Source organism: Xenorhabdus innexi, assembly GCF_002632485.1.
Lineage (GTDB): Bacteria > Pseudomonadota > Gammaproteobacteria > Enterobacterales > Enterobacteriaceae > Xenorhabdus > Xenorhabdus innexi.
The window spans coordinates 167,899-187,163 of the sequence record NZ_NIBU01000001.1 but is presented as its reverse complement, the minus strand read 5'-3'; the positions used below and the strand labels follow the sequence as shown (position 1 = coordinate 187,163).

24 protein-coding genes are annotated in these 19,265 nt (G+C 44.7%); 5 read left to right on the top strand and 19 right to left on the bottom strand.

Annotation, left to right across the window (positions count from 1 at the left end; translation table 11 throughout):
- Window positions 1–20: 20 nt before the first annotated feature.
- The 17 genes from Xinn_RS00695 to Xinn_RS00615 form a co-directional block, all read right to left on the bottom strand.
- Window positions 21–719, bottom strand: a complete 699-nt coding sequence (locus Xinn_RS00695; RefSeq protein WP_086953188.1) for a Slam-dependent surface lipoprotein — start codon at window positions 717–719, stop codon at window positions 21–23.
- Window positions 720–941: 222 nt separating this feature from the next.
- Window positions 942–1,754, bottom strand: coding sequence for an ATP-binding cassette domain-containing protein (locus Xinn_RS00690; RefSeq protein ID WP_086953189.1), 813 nt, complete (start codon window positions 1,752–1,754; stop codon window positions 942–944).
- A gap of 41 nt (window positions 1,755–1,795) precedes the next feature.
- Entirely contained in the window at window positions 1,796–2,473 is a 678-nt protein-coding gene (locus Xinn_RS00685; protein WP_086953190.1) for an energy-coupling factor ABC transporter transmembrane protein, read from the bottom strand.
- Entirely contained in the window at window positions 2,457–2,741 is a 285-nt protein-coding gene (locus Xinn_RS00680) for an energy-coupling factor ABC transporter substrate-binding protein (protein ID WP_086953191.1), read from the bottom strand. The genes Xinn_RS00685 and Xinn_RS00680 overlap by 17 nt, the downstream gene beginning before the upstream one ends.
- A gap of 12 nt (window positions 2,742–2,753) precedes the next feature.
- The gene (locus tag Xinn_RS00675) at window positions 2,754–3,485 is read right to left on the bottom strand and encodes an energy-coupling factor ABC transporter permease (protein WP_086953192.1); all 732 of its coding nucleotides are present in this window, start codon (window positions 3,483–3,485) and stop codon (window positions 2,754–2,756) included.
- A 3-nt stretch (window positions 3,486–3,488) separates the two neighbouring features.
- A complete protein-coding gene (locus Xinn_RS00670) occupies window positions 3,489–4,262 on the bottom strand; it encodes a cobalt-factor II C(20)-methyltransferase (protein WP_086953193.1) in 774 nt (257 codons plus the stop codon).
- A complete protein-coding gene (gene cbiK / locus Xinn_RS00665) occupies window positions 4,262–5,050 on the bottom strand; it encodes a sirohydrochlorin cobaltochelatase (protein ID WP_086953194.1) in 789 nt (262 codons plus the stop codon). Before cbiK ends, Xinn_RS00670 begins: the two co-directional genes overlap by 1 nt.
- A gap of 37 nt (window positions 5,051–5,087) precedes the next feature.
- Window positions 5,088–5,873 carry a cobalt-precorrin-6A reductase gene (locus Xinn_RS00660; RefSeq protein WP_086953195.1) on the bottom strand — a complete coding sequence of 262 codons (786 nt, stop codon included), beginning with the start codon at window positions 5,871–5,873 and terminating at the stop codon, window positions 5,088–5,090.
- Window positions 5,870–6,595, bottom strand: a complete 726-nt coding sequence (locus Xinn_RS00655; protein WP_086953196.1) for a precorrin-3B C(17)-methyltransferase — start codon at window positions 6,593–6,595, stop codon at window positions 5,870–5,872. Before Xinn_RS00655 ends, Xinn_RS00660 begins: the two co-directional genes overlap by 4 nt.
- Window positions 6,589–7,641 (bottom strand): cobalt-precorrin 5A hydrolase, encoded by a 1,053-nt coding sequence (gene cbiG / locus Xinn_RS00650; RefSeq protein ID WP_244590107.1) that lies wholly within the window; start codon window positions 7,639–7,641, stop codon window positions 6,589–6,591. The genes Xinn_RS00655 and cbiG overlap by 7 nt, the downstream gene beginning before the upstream one ends.
- A gap of 40 nt (window positions 7,642–7,681) precedes the next feature.
- A complete protein-coding gene (locus Xinn_RS00645; RefSeq protein WP_086953198.1) occupies window positions 7,682–8,476 on the bottom strand; it encodes a cobalt-precorrin-4 methyltransferase in 795 nt (264 codons plus the stop codon).
- Window positions 8,469–9,062: a decarboxylating cobalt-precorrin-6B (C(15))-methyltransferase gene (locus Xinn_RS00640; RefSeq protein WP_086953199.1), complete on the bottom strand. Its 594-nt coding sequence runs from the start codon at window positions 9,060–9,062 to the stop codon at window positions 8,469–8,471. Before Xinn_RS00640 ends, Xinn_RS00645 begins: the two co-directional genes overlap by 8 nt.
- Window positions 9,052–9,723: a precorrin-6y C5,15-methyltransferase (decarboxylating) subunit CbiE gene (gene cbiE / locus Xinn_RS00635; RefSeq protein ID WP_086953200.1), complete on the bottom strand. Its 672-nt coding sequence runs from the start codon at window positions 9,721–9,723 to the stop codon at window positions 9,052–9,054. Before cbiE ends, Xinn_RS00640 begins: the two co-directional genes overlap by 11 nt.
- Window positions 9,720–10,898, bottom strand: coding sequence for a cobalt-precorrin-5B (C(1))-methyltransferase CbiD (gene cbiD / locus Xinn_RS00630; RefSeq protein ID WP_086953201.1), 1,179 nt, complete (start codon window positions 10,896–10,898; stop codon window positions 9,720–9,722). The genes cbiE and cbiD overlap by 4 nt, the downstream gene beginning before the upstream one ends.
- Window positions 10,891–11,547: a cobalt-precorrin-8 methylmutase gene (locus tag Xinn_RS00625; protein ID WP_186435683.1), complete on the bottom strand. Its 657-nt coding sequence runs from the start codon at window positions 11,545–11,547 to the stop codon at window positions 10,891–10,893. Before Xinn_RS00625 ends, cbiD begins: the two co-directional genes overlap by 8 nt.
- Window positions 11,548–11,564: 17 nt before the next feature.
- The gene (gene cbiB / locus Xinn_RS00620; RefSeq protein ID WP_086953203.1) at window positions 11,565–12,542 is read right to left on the bottom strand and encodes an adenosylcobinamide-phosphate synthase CbiB; all 978 of its coding nucleotides are present in this window, start codon (window positions 12,540–12,542) and stop codon (window positions 11,565–11,567) included.
- Window positions 12,539–13,933, bottom strand: a complete 1,395-nt coding sequence (locus tag Xinn_RS00615; protein ID WP_086953204.1) for a cobyrinic acid a,c-diamide synthase CobB — start codon at window positions 13,931–13,933, stop codon at window positions 12,539–12,541. Before Xinn_RS00615 ends, cbiB begins: the two co-directional genes overlap by 4 nt.
- Window positions 13,934–14,336: 403 nt before the next feature.
- Here Xinn_RS00615 and cobA point away from each other — a divergent pair, with 403 nt between their 5' ends.
- Window positions 14,337–15,140, top strand: coding sequence for a uroporphyrinogen-III C-methyltransferase (gene cobA / locus Xinn_RS00610; protein WP_086953205.1), 804 nt, complete (start codon window positions 14,337–14,339; stop codon window positions 15,138–15,140).
- Window positions 15,137–16,216: a threonine-phosphate decarboxylase CobD gene (gene cobD, locus Xinn_RS00605; protein ID WP_086953206.1), complete on the top strand. Its 1,080-nt coding sequence runs from the start codon at window positions 15,137–15,139 to the stop codon at window positions 16,214–16,216. Before cobA ends, cobD begins: the two co-directional genes overlap by 4 nt.
- An 11-nt stretch (window positions 16,217–16,227) precedes the next feature.
- On the opposite strand, the gene Xinn_RS00600 is transcribed toward cobD, so the two are convergent.
- A complete protein-coding gene (locus Xinn_RS00600) occupies window positions 16,228–16,587 on the bottom strand; it encodes a VOC family protein (RefSeq protein ID WP_244590103.1) in 360 nt (119 codons plus the stop codon).
- Between the two features lie 376 nt (window positions 16,588–16,963).
- On the opposite strand from Xinn_RS00600, the gene ydfG reads away from it, so the two are divergent.
- The 3 genes from ydfG (at window position 16,964) to Xinn_RS00585 (ending at window position 18,554) form a co-directional block, all read left to right on the top strand.
- Complete coding sequence (gene ydfG / locus Xinn_RS00595) at window positions 16,964–17,710, top strand: bifunctional NADP-dependent 3-hydroxy acid dehydrogenase/3-hydroxypropionate dehydrogenase YdfG (RefSeq protein WP_086953207.1); 747 nt, start codon at window positions 16,964–16,966, stop codon at window positions 17,708–17,710.
- A gap of 129 nt (window positions 17,711–17,839) precedes the next feature.
- Complete coding sequence (locus tag Xinn_RS00590) at window positions 17,840–18,202, top strand: DUF1283 family protein (protein WP_086953208.1); 363 nt, start codon at window positions 17,840–17,842, stop codon at window positions 18,200–18,202.
- A gap of 34 nt (window positions 18,203–18,236) precedes the next feature.
- Window positions 18,237–18,554 carry a DUF1161 domain-containing protein gene (locus Xinn_RS00585; protein WP_086953209.1) on the top strand — a complete coding sequence of 106 codons (318 nt, stop codon included), beginning with the start codon at window positions 18,237–18,239 and terminating at the stop codon, window positions 18,552–18,554.
- 50 nt (window positions 18,555–18,604) lie between these two features.
- Here the strand turns inward: Xinn_RS00585 and bioD are convergent, their stop codons facing one another.
- Complete coding sequence (gene bioD / locus Xinn_RS00580) at window positions 18,605–19,156, bottom strand: ATP-dependent dethiobiotin synthetase BioD (RefSeq protein ID WP_086953210.1); 552 nt, start codon at window positions 19,154–19,156, stop codon at window positions 18,605–18,607.
- Window positions 19,157–19,265: the final 109 nt, after the last annotated feature.

Genomic DNA, 19,265 nt, shown 5'->3' with positions numbered 1-19,265 from the left:
GTTATCTTCTGAGAAGGTCGTTACTGTTTGTGTCCACCGAAAGCAATGTCTTTTTTTCTGTCGCTATCAAATTTTGCATACCCAGCTATATCAGAGGCGCCATTACCAAAAAACTTCCCGTCAACGGTGCCATTAGTGCCATTATCTTTGGCTATACCTGAGAAGCCTGCATCTGAATTGATATTGCCATGCATATCTACCCGTCGATCCTTATTACTAAGTGAGCCATCCAATTGTTGTTTATCAAAATCAGCAGTCATCTTACCTTGCAAGAGGTTATGACCATTATATTGACTAATACCTGACACTTTATAGGTTGCTTTGCCGCCTTTTGGCATATTGGTTGTCACATCTTTACCAGCATAAAAAACGGTGTGGGTTTTGTCTGATTCCGCACCGGAGCCATGTGACCATTCACCGTAGTAAACTTCTGTCCCGGGAATTTGAGCGATATCAATCTTGTTATGGCCATAAAGAGGTGTTTTGAACCTATAGACACCATTACTATCGCGTGTAGCCAAGTTTTTCAGTATAGATGCAGGGAAAAGCGCACCGCCGAGGTGTGAAGAGATACCAAGAGCAGGCTCACCACCTTTATCTCCGATTGTCAAATGCGGGTCAGTTTCTTGTTGGCTTATACCATATCCGACTTTTGCATGAGCCTGTGTTATCAACCCTAAAGCGCCCATTGTTATAATAAATATATTAACAACTTTCATTAATAACCTCTCTGAGTATAAAGAATATATTGTTATCCATTAGTAAACAGACAGCTTAATTTTCCATTTCGACTAAATTACACTCAGAATATATTAATGTTAATAACAAATGGATGTTTGTTAATGCTTGGTTAATGATTTTATTTTTTAGGGATTCCGCCTATTACAACATGGCATCGTAAATTCCATATTGTTACTTTGTTGGCTGCGCTCACACCTTTCTTACGCATTATCAGAAATTTTTTTGCGCAGCATAGAGAAAAGCTGTTGTTCTGTTTTGCACAGAGGCAGACCACCTTCACTATGTAATTTTACTAACCATGGCTGTCTCAATCCGGCCTGATCAAGCTGCGTTTTTTGCAGTAATACAGTTTCAGTCCGGCCTGAACTGATCATCTCTCCATTTGCCAGCACATATAAGCCATCGCAAATCTGATAGATTAAATCTATATCGTGACTGGAAATAATGATTCGTTTCCCTTCAGCGGCGATGTTACTGATAATATCTAACATTTGCTGTCGGCCTGCCGGATCAAGCCCTGCGGTTGGTTCATCCAGCAATAAGTAATCAGCATCCATGACCAGCGCGCCCGCAATAGCGACACGTTTTTTCTGACCAAAGCTCAGGTACTGAATTGGCTTATTACGGAAGGTATGCGCATCCACCTGTATCAGGGCGCATTCGATACGATGCTGTATTTCAGTTTCATCGATACCTAAATTACGCAAACTAAAAGCCAGATCACTTTTAATATCGGTATAAAAAATTTGCTGTTCAGGGTCCTGAAATACGGTAACAACATGCTGGCGCAGAGCCATTAATCCTTTTTTGCTGTAATTCAGGGGCGTGTTATTCCACCAGACTGTGCCTTTCTGTGGGCGCAGAATGCCGGAAAGGTTCATAAATAAGGTTGATTTACCGCAGCCATTTGCACCAATAATGCCAGTGACCTGATAACGACTGAAATCAAGTGTCAGATCTTTTAAAACAGGTTCATCCTGATAACTGAAATACAGTGCCCGAGTTTCTAACATATTGTTTTCCGCCTTTTTCCGGCTCTTTTGTTCCGGTATGGTTATAAATGGAAATCCCCCTGATATAGTTTTAGCTCCAACGCTATGCTCATTTGCTGATAGCGATTCATCACCCGTACAAACAACATACTGATAAGCATTGCCAGTGAACGGTAACTCGTTCGCAAAGAGCGATAACCGAACCGCAGTGATTGCGCATGATGAATTGCCGCAGCTTCCTCGATAAAAATAAAAATAAAGCGCCATGTCAGAAGAAGTTGCTCGATAAGCAGATGAGGAACCCGGCAGGATTTAAGTAACCTGATCAGTTGTTCAAAAGGCATATTCATCATGAACCAGAATGTGGCAGATAGCGCAGCGAGGCTGCGCCAGAGGGTTTGATTCGCCAGTTCAATACCCTGCGTATCAATGCCAAGCCAATATTGCCCGATACGAAATCCCCACAGCAGACTCTCCGGCTGTACACTGATGGACAGCACAATAGCAATCAGACCAAACACCAGAAAACCGCTGGGAATGAACAGCCACTTCAGATAACGCCACAGACTGATCCGCAACAGATAGCAGGTAAAAGCCACCAGCCCGACCAGCAACATTGCCTGCCACAATGGTGAAAGTACCATCGCCAGCGTCATAAACAGGAGGTACAGGGCGAGTTTCGCCCTGGGATCTTTATCACGCCAGCGGCTCTGGTAACTGAGCTTATCGATTCCGATCATGATCTTTCCGGCTACGATGGTAATAACCAAAAATATAGAAAATCACGGCAGTACCCAGACTTCCCTGTAAGGTAAACAGCAGACTTTCAATTTCACCACTGGCAGGTTCATAGAAGGATTCAAACCACGGCGTATAATCCGGGGCTATTTCCATAATCTGAGCTTCTGCCTGACCATCTGCTCCACCATATTCCCCTCCATGTTCAATAAAAAACGGGATAATGCACAGTGCTGCAACGAGGGACAGTAATATCAAGGTCTTTTTCATGTGCTGTTCTCCTTAGAAACTACGAGCCTGAATTAATTGCCTTTTCACTAACTGATCATAAATCAGTACTGTCAGTAACCCTTCAGCCACGGCAATGGGGAGCTGAGTTATGCAGAAAATACCCATGAATTTGAGGATAGCGGCTCCCATACCCAGTTGCGGGTCAGGAAAAGCAACTCCTAACTGAATGGAAGTGATGGTATAAGTCACTATATCAGCCACAAAAGCACACAAAAAGACGGAAATATCTTTACGCATTCCCATCTTGCAGGAGAAACGCCAGATCAGATATCCCGCCAGCGGCCCAATGACGGCCATCGACATTCCGTTAGCCCCCAGTGTTGTGATACCACCATGTGCCAGCAGTAATGCCTGAAACAACAGGACAATTGCGCCCAGTATCGCGACAACGGAAGGGCCAAATAAAATCACCGCCAGTGCGACACCGGTCGGGTGTGAGCAGCTTCCGGTGACAGACGGAATTTTCAAAGCTGAAAGGACAAAAATAAATGCACCGCACAGTGCCAGCAGGACTTTCTGATTGTTTTCATCCTGCACAATCTGGCGTAACCTGACCAGACCGACTGCCAGACAGGGTAAAAAAGCCAGCCACCACCCAATAGCCCACATGGGTGGCAAAAATCCCTCCATGACATGCATAGCAAAAACTTCCTGCGGCGCCATCACCAAAAACAGTGCAATAATTGCACTCAATAACGAAGAACTCGTCAGTTTCTGTTGCATAATTCACCTCGATAATTGCCAGTTTTTATTAATTAAAATCGTTGAAAAATAGGATAATTTATGTCCTAAATCCTCTTCACTGAAAGGCTGTGTGGCGAGGTTTCGCCAGCATTGCTCACTCGGCAATGTGGCATCCGCCATCATTAATGCATGCTTCAGAAGGTTGTGACGTTGTAACAAATTGCAGATCAGGGGAAAATGAGAATAAACTTTCATCAGGACAAGACAATCGTGATTAAGTAACGTCTGCTCTAAAACGGCTTCGGAAGCAGTACAGGAAATCACCGCTAATGTCTGGTTTTCCATTGACAGGGGCATCGTGCTGGCCGCAGCAATAGCAGAAAAGGACGTGATCCCCGGCACAATTTCCAGCCAAGGCGGAATGACCATCTGATTCAATACCAGCCGCTGCAAAAGAGATACCCATGTGCTGAACAGCATAGGGTCACCTAAAGTGATAAAACCGACTTTTCTGCCATTCAGTACTTCCTCTTTCAATGAGTGAGCCACTTCATCCCACACCGCGTTTTTAGCGGCTATATCGGCTTTCATTAAAAAGTGGTAAGTGAAAACGTTCGTTTCCGGCAAAAGATATTCTTCAATAATCGAGTGAGCGAGGCTTTTTGCTCCCTTTTTGCCTGTCGGGGCATAGATCACATCAAGTTCGGAAAGAATACGGGCCGCCCGTACCGTAATCAGGTCGCTGGCTCCCGGCCCTACACCAATAACATAAAGTTTTCCGGTCTTTTCTTGTTTGTCCTCTGTTTTTTTATCCATCAGACGCCCTCCTGAGCGTTCAGCGCGCAAGTCAGGTGGTCAACAAACATCTGCCGAATTTTCGGGTTCTCACCCAACCCTTGTAACCACGGGATTGCGACTATACCGGCTTTCTCCAGTTGTGTTTTCCATGAACCTTCTTCATTTGAAGCCATATCATTGATGGCGTGATCCCCTGCCACCAGCATCAGCGGCATCAGATACACTTTGCGGATTCCCTGCTCTTTTAAGCCTTTTATGATTAAAGGAAGCTCTGGGTAGCTTTCAACCGCTCCCACGCGCGCCGGAAAATGGTAATGACTCATCAGATGATCAAGGCAGGCATAAGCCGAAAAAGCATGGTGCTCTGTGCCGTGCCCCATAAAGACAATACATTCATTCTCTGTCAGTACAGGAAGCTGGTGGCGCAATGCCCGCATCAGTTGCAGATAATCATCAAAATGGCTGAGTAACGGAGCACCAATCACTAATCGTTTAAAGTGAGGCCGGAATTTTTCAACTTCATGCAGCACCTTTTCATATTCATCACCATTGATGATATGCAGGCATTGAATCGCAACATCGTTATAACCCGCGTGAAGTAATCGGGTTAGTGCATCATGAGGATTATCAATATGAATATTATCGCGCTGGCACAATTTGCGAATAATCATACCGGAAGTAAATGCCCGAAAGAGTTCCCTGTCAGGAAACACTGATGCCAGTTGTTGTTCACAGGATTCAATATTATTTTTCAGTGTTTCGTGATAACTGGTTCCGAAACTTATCACCAATAGTGCTTTTTTCATTTTGCTTTTCCTTATTGGCTTATTCATAAGAAATTTTTTATTGATAAAAATGTGCCAGTAAGTGCTTCACCTCTTCTAATCCATTCACTTTTATGATCCCCTCTCCTTCAAATTGTTGTTCCGGGCGACAAAGCACAACGCAGGGCAGCCCGAGAGAAAGGCAGGGTTCCACTTTCTCCCGGAAACCACCCTGTTCACCAGATTCTTTAGTAATCACAACTTCCGCCCGACAAAATTGGTAAAAAGCACGATTAAAGTCAGCGCTGAAAGGGCCTTTCAGGGCAAAAATCTGATCAACGGATAAACCACAGGATTCACACATTTTCAAAACTTCTGCCGTTGGTAATACCCGTGCTAATACGGTTTTTCCTTGCAGGTACTCCGTATAATCGACCAGCTGTTTACTGCCGGTTGTCAGTAAAATTCGTGTACCCAGCCTGATGGCTGTTTCACATGCCTGTTTAATCGTTGCGACTTTATGAATAAGAGGATTTTCGACCGCATCAATATCGCTGGGGCGGATATAACGGATAAGAGGAATACCTAACTTCTGGCAGGTATTGAAGATATTCTGGCTCAGCCTTTCTGCATAAGGATGAGAAGCATCAATCACCCTTTTAATCTCCCGCAATTTCAGGTAATCAGCCATCTCTTCGGCTTCCATTCTGCCGGTAATAATTTCACCACGAATCCCCGTTGCCTGCTGTACTCCTGCGGGCGTTGCCACCGACAGGCAATAATCAATACCGGTAACATCCATCATCTGGCAGATCTGCCGTGCATCACTAGTACCGCCAAAAATGAGGGTCGTCGGGAATTTCATAGTCGGTATCCCCTTGGCGTGATCATCAAACCATCGCGTATATAGGTTGACTGATTACCGACTATCACCAGACTACGCATATCAACTCGGGAAAAATCCATTGAGGAAAAAGTGGTCAGCCATTTATCTTCATGTTTGCGTCCGGCTGATTTCACCACTCCCACGGGCGTATCTGCCGATTTCCACGGCGCCATCAGAGAAAATGCCCGGGCCAGATGTTCTTCGCGTCCACGACTGCGCGGGTTATAGAAACAGACGACAAAATCGGCTTCTGCCGCCGCCTTTACCCGCTTTTCAATTAATTCCCACGGCGTGAGCAGATCACTCAGGCTAATGTGACAAAAGTCATGCATCAACGGTGCTCCCAACAACGCAGCACAGGCTGTACTTGCCGTCACGCCTGCCACCAGCCTGACTTCAACCTTACGTTTCTGCTGGCTGACCAGCTCCAGAATCAGACCAGCCATGCCATAAATACCGGCATCACCACTACAAACCACCGCCACATTTTTACCCTGCTCAGCCAGTTCAATCGCGGTCTGACAACGTTCAATCTCTTTGCACATGCCGGTTTTAATAATTTCTTTATCACCAACCAACGGTTTCACTAAATGGGTATAGGTTTTATAACCGACCACGATGTCAGCAGCTCTCAAGGCCGCTATCGCTTCCTGCGTCATCATGGCTTCGCTGCCGGGGCCAATTCCAATGACAGTTAACATGGTTTCAATACTCCTAATGTGATGGTGATACCCTGCTCTCGCAGGGTGTGACCAACTAAGTGCCCTTCACTCATTAACCAGGCCACGGGTTGGGAGACGCTGCCGATGCCTACCGTTTTCCGGACAAATTCAGACGTGGGAAATACCTGTTCATAACGGGAAAGCTGATTAACAGAAAAAGTTCGGAATGGAATCTGATGCTTCTGGCTCAATTGAATTAATGCTGGCTCATCTTTTTTCAGTTCAATACTGCCGATGGCTTTTAGTGCCAATGAATCAAGGTTGTATTCCGACAGATGACGATCCAATAGTTCCGCACATTGCGCGATTTCTACACCTCGCCGACAGCCTATTCCGACAACAATACGGCGAGGAATTAATTTAATTACAGGAATTGCCAACGCCAGATGGATTCGTTCATAACTAACGCATACTAAAGCATCCAGTTCAGGGAGTTCCTCCAAAGTGTCAACCGGAATGAACCCACGTGTATCATGGCGATTTTTTTCATCATGCAAATTGGGATGCCACCAGATCCCCACCCGTTTACCGTTGACCAGCATTTGATTAACGGTTTTAACGCTGTCACGGAAATTCTCTATTTTTCCGTCCAGTTGCTGGGATAACAGATCCAGAGCAGCAACCTGATTTACATCCGTGGCCGTCGTGATGACCGCCTGACCGTCAAGGATATCTGCTATCTGCTGTGCCAGTTTATTTGCCCCGCCCATATGCCCTGACAATAGGCTGATGGCAAATTGTCCTTTTTCATCCAGTACGATAACGGCCGGATCAGTCATTTTATCCCGGAGTAAGGGAGCAATAACCCGAATGGCAATGCCTGTTGCACCAATCATTATCAGTGCGCTATACCGAGTGAATACTTTGCGTACCGTATTGGAAAAACTGCTGTCAAATGGGAAAAAACCACTTTCCACCAGCTCAGGAGAAGTAAAACAATCTATCGCTAACCAGGACTGGAGACGGCGAGCCAGCGCGATACCTCCCGCTGTCAGACAAAACAGGGCATACTCTTTATCAGGCATTGCTGATTCAAGTGACGTTGTCACATCATCTGCCACTCTATCAGGCGTTACGGTATTCATGGCTGAACCTCGCATCGTACAGTTTTGAATAGTGGAACTCTTCCCCCAGAAAAGCCCCCACCAGAATCAGCGCCGTTTTACGAATACCGGCACAGCGTACCTGTTCAGCAATTGTTTCCAGCGTTCCCCGCACAATCTGGGAATCCGGCCATGTAGCCTTATAAACCACGGCAACCGGCGTTTCCTGTTCATAGCCTCCCTGAATCAGCCGCGACACAACTTCCTGAATATTCTGTACCGAAAGGAAGATCGCCATTGAGGTTTGATGAGCGGCAAAGGCTTCCAGCGTTTCCTGTGGTGGCATCGGTGTTCTGCCTTCCATTCGGGTAATAATCAAACTTTGGGCGATCTCAGGGACTGTGTATTCCACTCCCAATTGCGCAGCAGCGCCAAGAAATGAACTGACTCCGGGTACAGAGACAAAACTGATCCCGTGGTTTGCCAGTTCTTCCGCCTGTTCACGAATAGAGCCAAACAGCGATAAATCCCCCGTTTGCAGGCGAACCACTAATTTTTTTCCTTTTACACCCTTCACCATCAACTCAGTGATTTCAGATAACGTCAATCCGGCACTGTCATGACATTCTGCATCGGGTCGGCAATAGCTCAATAGCTCAGGATTTACCAGTGACCCGGCATAAATCACGACCTGAGCCTGGCGTAATAATTGATATCCTTTCAGGGTAATCAGGCTCTTATCTCCCGGCCCTGCACCGACAAACCAGATTTTTTCAGTATCAAAACGGATTTCATCATTATGGTGAAATTCAGGCATTGTTCTGTACCTCCTGACCGGAATACTTCAGACAGGACAGCAGGTAAGTCGGATTGTTAGGTTTGAAATAATGCCCCTGTCCTAGTGCTGTCAGCTCCCCTACCTGAATCTCACGCCCGTCCAGCTCTGTTACCTCGACCACCGAAGGCGAACTCAGATATGACAATGCCTGAATGAAGTTTTCCAACAGAATAAAAGTCATGACTAAACGGCCGCCTGCATGCAGATTCAGCAACGACCAATCAATGATTTCAGTCAGGTGCCCGCCTGTTCCGCCAATGAAAATAGCATCTGCATGACTATCCACTGGCACAGGAGCACTAGCAGACTTAATGCGGATCTTATGACAGGAAAAATGCTGAACATTTTCGATCAGTAACCGCAGTGCATCTTCTTTGCGTTCAATAGCGATGATATCCAGCGCAGGGTAACGCAACGCCGCTTCAATACTGATACTGCCTGTACCCGCACCAACGTCAATAAAGTGACGGGCGTTTTCCAGTTGCAGGCGTTCAAGTGCCAGTGCTCTAACCACTTCTTTGGTCATTGGAATGCGATGACCGCGCAAAAACAGTTCATCTTTCATCAGGATCACCATTCAGGATAATCACTACATTCAGGCCATAATTAACGTCACCACGTTGCACTACCTGCTCTGCGGTCAGGCAACGAATTTGTTCATGTTTGAGGGATAAATTCTCACCAATCACCATGTGGCGCGGTTGTTCCCGAGCCAGAATTTCCTGTGCAATCTGATAAGGGCCAATGACGTTATCCGTTACCATGGCGATTTTTTCGAGTTGAAGTAACCAATCAAAATCCGGTTTACGTCCGTGGCTGCTGGTGAGGTAAATATCATTCATATCCAGCAAAATTTGCGCACACAAATACTGGACTGAACTGATACCGGAAATAATGCGGATATTTTTTCTGGCGCTATGCTTTTCATCAGCATGGAATTCTGGAGAATACAGCTTTGAGAAATGCCCGGTAATCCGCTTCCCTATGCCATAAAAGAGAGGATCACCTGAAGCCAGCACCACAATGTTCCGATGCTGATTCTGTTCAAGCCACTGCATTAACGCATCCATATCGGCATCGACTGGGTGGGTTTCTCCGGTGAAGTCAGGGAATTCGGCAAGATGACGTTTTCCTCCGACCAATACTTCCGCCTGCCCGATAGCATCCAAAGCAGCCATTGTCTGGCTTGTCGTAGTACCTGGGCCAATGCCCACGATAGTGATCATCGGTTGCCCTCCATAAAGTCCTGCACTATCTGGTCTACAGGCCGGTTACAACCCAATACGCGATTATCGAAGGAGAACAAAATGGCATCACACTGTGGTTTACCCTTGGCGAAACGCAGCATCTGATCGATACGCCAACATATTTTCTGTGCTATTTGCGGGTACACCCTCTGCCAGCCCTGTTCAGCAATTAATTCAATAGCAGCTTCAGTGGTATCGCATTGATCTACCGCTTTAATCAGTTCGAAAGGTGCTCCTATTACGGCCAGATTGGCGATCAGTGTTTCCATACGCCCATCAGCGATATGGCTGTGAGTATGAAAAATGCCCGCCGCGATTTTCACTAATTTGCCGACATGTCCCACCAGCACGATATGACGGAATTCCAGACGTACAGCTTCCTGTAACATGTAACCGACAAAGTTGCTCATGGTGACGACATAGTTCGCATTGATTCCCAACTGCTGGCTGACAAAACGCTCACCATGATTACCCGGCACGAAAATAACGCGTTCCATGCCACTGGCACGTTTAGTTTCTAACTCCAGAGCCAGCGAACGTTTCCAACTCTCTTCTGACATTGGAGTCACAATGCCTGTTGTGCCGATAATGGAAATTCCGCCTATAATTCCCAACCGATCGTTATAAGTTTGCTTCGCCCGTTCTTCGCCTTCAGGCGCAAAAATGGTGATATTTGCTCCGCGATTCGGGCCGATGACCTCCCGTACAGTCTCCTCAATGGTATGCCGTGGAGTTTTATTGATCGCAGCCCAACCTATCGGCAACCCGACTCCCATTCGCGTTACCCTGCCAATACCTTCACCACCATCCAGTGTGATAACACCACTGTTATTCAGTAAAACCTGAGCAAAAATCAGCATCCCGTGGGTTGCATCCACATCATCACCGCCATCTTTGCGAATAGCAGCAATGGCTCGATCCCCTTCAATTAAGGGTTGTTCGACGTTCAAAGCCAGTGTGACGCCGGAAGGTGTGACAATCGAAACCTGATGAATAATCTGCTGGCGCAGAACCATTAATGCGGCAACTCTGGCAGCCGCAGTTGCACAAGAGCCGGTGGTATAGCCTTTACGGTACTGTTTTCCTCTGTGCCAGACTGTTCCGAGGTTATCGCTTCCTGAACAGTCAATGTGTTTCTCACTGACTTCATTCATGCTTCACCTCCGGCATCCGGTACAGGATTGCATTGATGATAGCGGCGGCAATATTGCTGCCTCCCTTACGACCTTTTGCTGCAATGCAGCTTATTCCACTATTAATCAGAGCATTCTTTGATTCTTCCGCGCCAACAAACCCAACAGGCACGCCGATAACAGCAATCGGTGCGATTTGAGGTTCGGGTAAACAAAGATGCTCTAATAAACGGAACAGCGCTGTCGGCGCGTTGCCAAAGATAAAAATCTTCTCTTCCGGCTCTTGCAGAGCCAGCTCAACCGCAGCCATTGAACGCGTAATATGCTGAGTTTTTGCCATATGAATAGTGCGGGGATCACTGATATAACAACGGCATTCACTACCATACTGAGCCAGACGGGTTTTGTTGATGCCGGACAGTGCCATTGTCGTATCGGTGTATAACGTGCAACCCCGCAATATTCCGTTGCGAATCAGGCGAAAGACATCAGGAGAGAAATAGAGAAGATTAAGCCAGTCAAAATCGGCAGTAGTATGAATGACCCGTTTGATTACGGCTTCCTGCTCTTTATCGACAAAGTGGTAATCAGGATACGATTCGGAAATAATCCGACTGATGATATCGAAACTATTTTTTTCAATCTGTTGTGGCTGGCGGATGTAATCAATCATGTGCTGCTTCCTTCTTATATCATCACGCTGAACAGGCTATAAAACAGGGCAAACAGCAGAAGCGCCATGACTGATGCCACTTTCATTATCTGAACAGAACGGGGTATATCGTCAGGTGTGACTTCGCGTCTTGCATCACCAAGCCACGGTTTTTCAACAAGCTGGTTAAAGTAAACATTTGGTCCTCCCAGCCGGATGCCTAACGCCCCGGCCATCGTTGCTTCTGACCAGCCGCTGTTGGGGCTGCTGTGCTGGTAGCGATCACGCCAGCCAATACGCAATGCCTGCTGAAAATTCAGCCCCTGCCATTTTGCCGCCATAGCCAACAAGAGCCAGCCCAGACGTGCAGGTAACCAATTTGCTAAATCATCCATACGGGCTGAAAACATACCTATGGCCTGATAGCGGGGGGTTTTATATCCCACCATCGAATCAAGGGTATTGATCGCTTTGTAAGCCATGGCAAGTGGAGCACCGCCAAGCATCAGGAAAAATAAGGGGGCAATTACGCCATCTACGCTGTTCTCTGCCACAGTTTCAATCACAGCGCGGCTGATTTGTGGCGGTTGCAACTGAGAAGTATCCCGGCCAACAATCTTGGCAAGTTCCAGCCGACTGTTATCTAACTTCTTCTGATACGTTTCTTCTGGCTGACACAGTGCGCGATGAACAGCCTTTGCCGCATCACTCAGGCTGCCTCCTGCTAATAGGGTATAAATCAGCCAGATTTCAGCCATACACCCCAGCCAGAACATCAATCCATAGGCTAATTGCAAAAACCAATAGCTCGCCAGCCAACTACTCCCGACAACGACAAACCATAACAACACGCCTCCCCATTTCAGACTGGCTTCGCTGTGACAAAACCGGCGAATAACCTGTTCAGTTTGATTGATAAGTTTTCCTATCCAGCGAACGGGATGAGGCCAGTGAAGAGGATCACCCAATTTCATATCCAGAATAAAAGCAGAAAACCACAATAAGACCGTCATAACAGCCTCCGTGCCATTATCAACCAGCGATGGAGCAAGTGAGGGCGTTGAGCGAAATGAATATGCAGATAACTTGCCAGCGTATTGCCATTCTGGTAACCGCCCTGCCAGCTTTTTTCTATTTTTTCTGAGGTTTCTTTAGTATGTGCTCTCTTCACATATTGAAAAATAGGTGGTTGGGTCGTGATGAAATCGGAGTAATGGAATTCATGCCCCCGCAACGTTTCGCCTTTGGCAATTAAAGGGGTATCGCACATTGCTGTCGCTTCACAGTAACCAAAGCGTTTCAGTTGAGCCCCCATCAGGCTTTCACCGGAGATCAGCCCGACCATGCTATGCCGTACACCATCGGCATCAATCAGGGCATCACCGAGATACATCAAACCACCGCATTCTGCATAAATCGGGATACCTTTCTGATGAGCCTGACGTAATGCGGTATGCATGGCGTAATTAGAGGATAAAGTGCGGGCATGAACTTCAGGATATCCGCCTCCCAGATAAATCATCTGACATTCAGGTAGTTGGCGATCATGCAAAGGGCTGAAACGCTTGATTGATACGCCGGACTTCTCCAATAACAACAGGTTATCCGGATAATAGAAGTGAAATGCCTCGTCTTCTGCCAGTGCCAGCGTCAACCCCTGCCCGAGCGCGGAATCAACCAAAGGATCTATCTCGCCTTTTGGCAGGGAAGATAGCTGGGTTAATGACAGCAACTTATCCAAATCTATTGAATCTGCAACCTGCTGAGCAAAATGAGACCAACATTCCGCAGGCTGAACACTCTGTTCTTGTGCAGGAATCAATCCAAGATGGCGGGATGGTAGTGCGACTTCAGGCATAACAGGAAGCCGCCCCAGAACGGGAATACGGCAGTAGCTTTCAATGGCTTGTTTTAATAGTTGAAAATGGCTATCCCGATTGACGCGGTTGATTAAAACCCCCGCAATATTGACTGCCGGATCAAATAACTGAAAGCCCATTACTGTCGCCGCAATTGAGGTGGAAACCGCCTTCCCGTCCACCACTAAAATTACGGGACACCCCAGTTGCTTTGCCATCGCTGCGCTGCTGCAATAATCAGGGTCTGTACCATAACCATCATACAGCCCCATCACGCCTTCAATGACGGCGACATCGCAATCGGCCATAGCTTCGTTAAACAAACCATTCAGAATGGGCTCCGGGATCATGAAGGCATCAAGGTTCCTTGAGGCAACCCCTGTTACAGCACGATGCCAGCCACCATCCAGATAATCAGGCCCGATTTTGAACGGTTGTACCCGCAGAGCACGGTCTATCAAGGTTCGCATGATGCCTAGCGTTACCGTTGTCTTACCACATCCACTACCTGTACCGGCGATGATAAAAGCATATTTTTTTTGCATGTGCTGACCCCAAAACATTTAAACTCTGTATTGGTGTTAAAATCAGATTCGATCTTTTTAGGTTTTCTTCGCGTTAAATCTTTATGAGTAATAGAATCTACAATTCATATGAATTCAATTATTGATATATATCAAACAAAAGAATTTTTAATTCAATCGTCATATAATAATTAATATTTCACCGATAATATAAATGACACGTCATTTAAAATAAACACACAACAAACTAAAAAACATTCATTATTAAAAACAAAAATTGATTTAAATCAATTTAATTTGTTCAGCATAGAGCCAATAATCGAAAATTCATTTATATCATTATTAAAATCACAAACAAAAAAACCTGTTCTTTTATTATATTTCTCTCTGGTTTTTTATATTTTACATCTATAGAGGTGCTCTAATGAATAAAGGATGTGTGTGGTTAGTCGGTGCAGGTCCCGGTGATGCGGGTTTAATTACAGTCAAAGGTTTGCAGTGTATTCAGGCTGCGGATGTCATTGTTCATGATCGGCTTGTCAATCCTGAACTTATTGCTCAGATACCGGATTGCTGTGAAATTATTAATGTCGGTAAAGAACACGATTATCACCCTATTCCACAAAACACCATTAACCAAATTCTGATAAAACAGGCACTGGCCGGAAAACAGGTTGTGCGTCTGAAAGGCGGCGATCCTTATGTTTTCGGCCGTGGGGGAGAAGAAGCAGAAGTACTGGCACAATATGGCATTAAATTTGAAATTGTTCCCGGGATCAGTTCCTCAATTGGCGGTTTAGCTTACGCTGGTATTCCAGTCACTCACCGCAATTACGCATCAGGCTTTCATATTGTGACCGGCCACACTTCTCAGGAAAACAAGCAACAAAACTGGAAAATACTCGCTCAGTTGGAAGGAACACTTATTATTTTGATGGGCATGACCCGACTGGCAGAGATCTGTCAACAATTAGTTCAGCATGGCAAACCCGCTACAACACCGGCAGCAGTGGTCATGTATGCCAGTCATGCCGAGCAAGAAAGCGTTATCGGGACATTGGAAACGCTGGCAGTAAAAACAGCAGAAAGAGAATTGCATGCTCCCGCACTGATTGTGATCGGCGATGTGGTTAATTTAAGTGAAAAACTTTGCTTTTCACCTTCTTACTGTGATCTCCCTTCACTTTTCCCTATGTCAGAGAATTACATTGATGGAGCAATATCATGAGTGAACATGGCGGCAATATTATTGGTATTTCTCAGCAATATGGTATTTCAGCCAGTGAGTTAATTGATTTCAGTGCCAATATTAATCCGCTGGGACCACCAGAACGCGTTAAGATTTTGATAAAAAATAGTCTGGCTGATATTGAAAAGTATCCCGATGTGGACTATCGCTATTTACATCGGGCAATTGCAAAAGCTCATCAATGTGATACGACACAGGTCATCGCAGGTAATGGTGCGACAGAGCTTATTTATGCTGTTGTCCGTTATCTTAAACCAAAACGCGCTTTGCTCCTTACGCCGGGGTTTGCCGAGTATCGACGGGCTTTGCAACAGTTCGGAACAAAAATTATCGATTATTCATTAACGGAGGAAAGCGGATTTCAACCTGATTTACGCCTGCTGGATGCACTTACTACGATTAAACCCGATTGTTTGTTTATCGCCACCCCCAATAATCCCACCGGATTAATGCCGGATAATCAATTTATGCAAGCGCTGGTGGAATATTGTGAGAAAAATAGAATTTCTCTGATTGTGGATGAATCTTTTATTGATTTTTTACCTGATAACCGGGGACTGATCCCTCAATGCTCCGCCACAAAACATCTTTATATACTGCGTTCCATGACTAAATTTTTTGCTATCGCCGGGTTACGTCTGGGTTATTTAATCAGTGGCAATACAACGGCCATTGCAGAAATGAAAAATCGACGTGAACCGTGGTCAATTAATACTTTCGCGGCGAGAGTTGGTGAGATTTTATTTGATGAACATGATTATATTGCTGCGACACATCAATGGCTGAAATCACAGCAACATTATTTATGGAGCCAACTTTCAGCCTTCCCTGAACTGGTGCTCTGGCAACCATCAGCCAATTTTTTATTCTTCCGTAACAATCAGCCTGATGTCGATTTATGGCACTCCTTGTTGAAACATAAGATATTAATCCGTCATTGTAAAAATTATGCCGGATTAGATGAACGCTACTATCGAATAGCTGTGCGCAGTGAGTGGGAAAATAAACGCCTAATTGCAGCTATGCAGCAAATTTTTGTTTATAAAGTTTTTTGATGTGCAACTATCTATAGCGAAAATTTTCCACGCAACCCTATCAGGTTTCCGAATGGGTCTTCTAACTGACACATTCCTAAACCATTTTCTATTATCATTGGCCCCCGATATAGCTTTGCACCTATTCCCTGAAATGTCTGGATAGCTGTTTTAAGGCAAGGAACTAACCAATACATAACCGTGCCATTTTTCCCCGCATAAACTTTTTCATCCGCCTGCACTATTTCCAGAATAAAACCTCCTATTTTTAGAATAGTGAAGTTAAATTCTTCTAAATAGATACTTTTTGCATCAGGAAATGCCTGTTTATACCATTCTAATCCTTGAGTAACATCAGGTACAGGAATCAAAAGTGTGGCTGGTTTTATCATGAGAATCCTATTATTAGTCATATAGTATTATTTTTAGATAATTAATCGCTAATTCGATATGGTTTCCATATACCATAAAAAATCTATCAATTTATCCATATTTTTTCTAAAGTATACCTCTCATGATTTACCTCAATCTCAAAATAACTCCTTATGATTAATTGTTGACATGCAGGAATAAATTCATGTGGATAAAATTTTCTTAAAATTATCTTTTTATCAAATTGTTAGACTCATTCTCAAAACTTAAACATCTCTCTTTTCATTATCACGATCAAAGAACTTCTTAATTTCTTGCTTGACTAAAGATAAATAACTTTCTCTAATTAATAGTTGAAAGGAAAAACTAGTTAACGATTGGTAAAAGGGGACGACTATGATTGTTTTTGTGACTGGAGCAACAGCTGGATTTGGTGAAGCAATTGCACGGAAATTTATTGAACATGGTTCCATCGTTATTGCTACCGGGCGTCGTAAAGAGCGTCTGGATAAACTAAAGGAGGAATTGGGTGAAAGCTTTTATCCTATACAACTGGATGTCAGGGATCGCACCGCAATTGAGAAAGTAATGCGGGAGCTGCCTGATAACTTACGTAATATTGATATTCTCGTGAATAATGCCGGTCTTGCATTGGGACTGGAGCCAGCTCATCAGGCTAACCTTGATGACTGGGAAACCATGATTGATACCAATACAAAAGGTTTAGTGAATATGACCCGTGCTTTATTGCCTAACATGGTGAAAATGAATCATGGTCATATTATTAATATTGGTTCAGTCGCCGCAAATTGGCCATATGCAGGTGGTAATGTCTACGGTGCCACTAAAGCATTTGTAAAGCAGTTCAGTCTGGGACTTAGAGCTGATTTACAAGGGAAAAAAGTCCGTGTTACCGATATTGAACCGGGTCTGGTCGGAGGAACAGAGTTTTCTCAGGTTCGCTTTAAAGGTGATGGGGAAAAAGTGAATAGAATTTATGAAGGTGCTGATGCTCTGACTGCTGATGATATTGCAGACGCCGTATTTTGGGTTGCTAACCTACCGGGGCGCGTCAATATTAATACATTAGAAATGATGCCGGTTTGCCAGACATTTGCGGGCCTTAGTATACATAGAGATTAAAAATTTAAGCTGTTAACCAATTAGTAATGCTATAAATGTTATTTTATACCCGAAATAAGACAGCTCCCTGAAAGAGGTATCAGTTATTTCGGGTATCATTCAGTGAATACTTTGTGAGTGAGGTCAAACATGAATATTCATCGTCTTTTAACAGCCATTACCCTTCCTGCTATTGCCCTTCTGTTACCCCTGTTCTGGCAGACTCCTGCGTTTTCCACCCCTTGTACATCTGATAACTGCGTCATTATCAATGGTGGCGGGGAAAATTCTATGACCAGAGAAACCGCAAGACAGGATAAGGAGATGTGGAACGAACAACGCTCTCTGCGTGAGAAGATGACTCAGCGCAGAGAAAAGAAATTTGAAGAACATGAAAATGACGTTGACAATAAGGATGCTTGTTTGAAAAACTCTAACCTGAATGCTTATTGGGAGCCAAGTACAAAGCGCTGTCTGGATGTTAATACAGGCCGCCCTATTAATCCTGAATAGGCTACACTCGTATCGATAAAACAAAGGAGACAAGGTGAGAAAATTCTTACTGACCGGAGCCATGTTAATTACTGCCGCTTCATCTTTCGCAGTTCAGGCATCACAAGATCAGACTCCACAGTCTAATGTAGTGACAAATAAAGTCGTGGCATGTGACGCACTGAAAGAACAAATAGCACAGAAAATCATTAACAACGGTGTTAAACAAGCCGACTTTAAACTTGAAGTTATCGATAATGATCAGGCAGTTAATGACGGTGAGAAAGTCGTTGGGAGCTGTAATCGTGGCAAACAGAAAATTATTTATACCCGCCTTTCTCACTCTAATGATGAAAGCCAATCCACTCAGTAATGCAATCACATCACAAGAAGGGAGTGAATACAGCAACTCCCTTCTTGCTCTTACAGATGATCCAATTTCGATATAACGTTGCTATCCAGATAATGAGATAACTCCCGCTCTTCTGGCCTTAAAAGATAAGGAATTTCTCCTAATTGAGGCGCCGGTATGTGACAACGTAACATTTCCAGCACTTCAGCGTAATGTGCTAATCCGGGATTGATACGATTGGCTATCCAACCAAGCAATGGTACGCCATCACTGATTATTGATTGTGCAGTCAAAATAGCATGATTAACACACCCGGCCTGAATACCCACAACTAAAATAACAGGCAGTTTTTCTTTCACAACCCAGTCAGAATAGAAAACATTATCTTGCAGTAACGCCCGCCAGCCACCCTTTCCGTCAACAATCACACGGTCTGCTTTATGACTTAGCTCATTGAGACAATCCGTCATCTGAGCAAAATCAATCAAAGTCCCTTCCCCTGTTATAGGTTCATACCCTACAGCAATGTTTTCTTCATGATTGAAAAATTGCAGTAATGCGCGGGTAACAACCGTTTTACCGATATTGGTATCCGTGCCTGTAACAAATAAGCGCGTTAACATAAATTTATTTCCGTGATAACAGATTAGACTGGTTACTCTTTGCTGTAACTAGAGAACTGAGTTGAAGTGTAGGGGATGTGCTTGAGGTAGGGATTGCGTTAGCTCAATG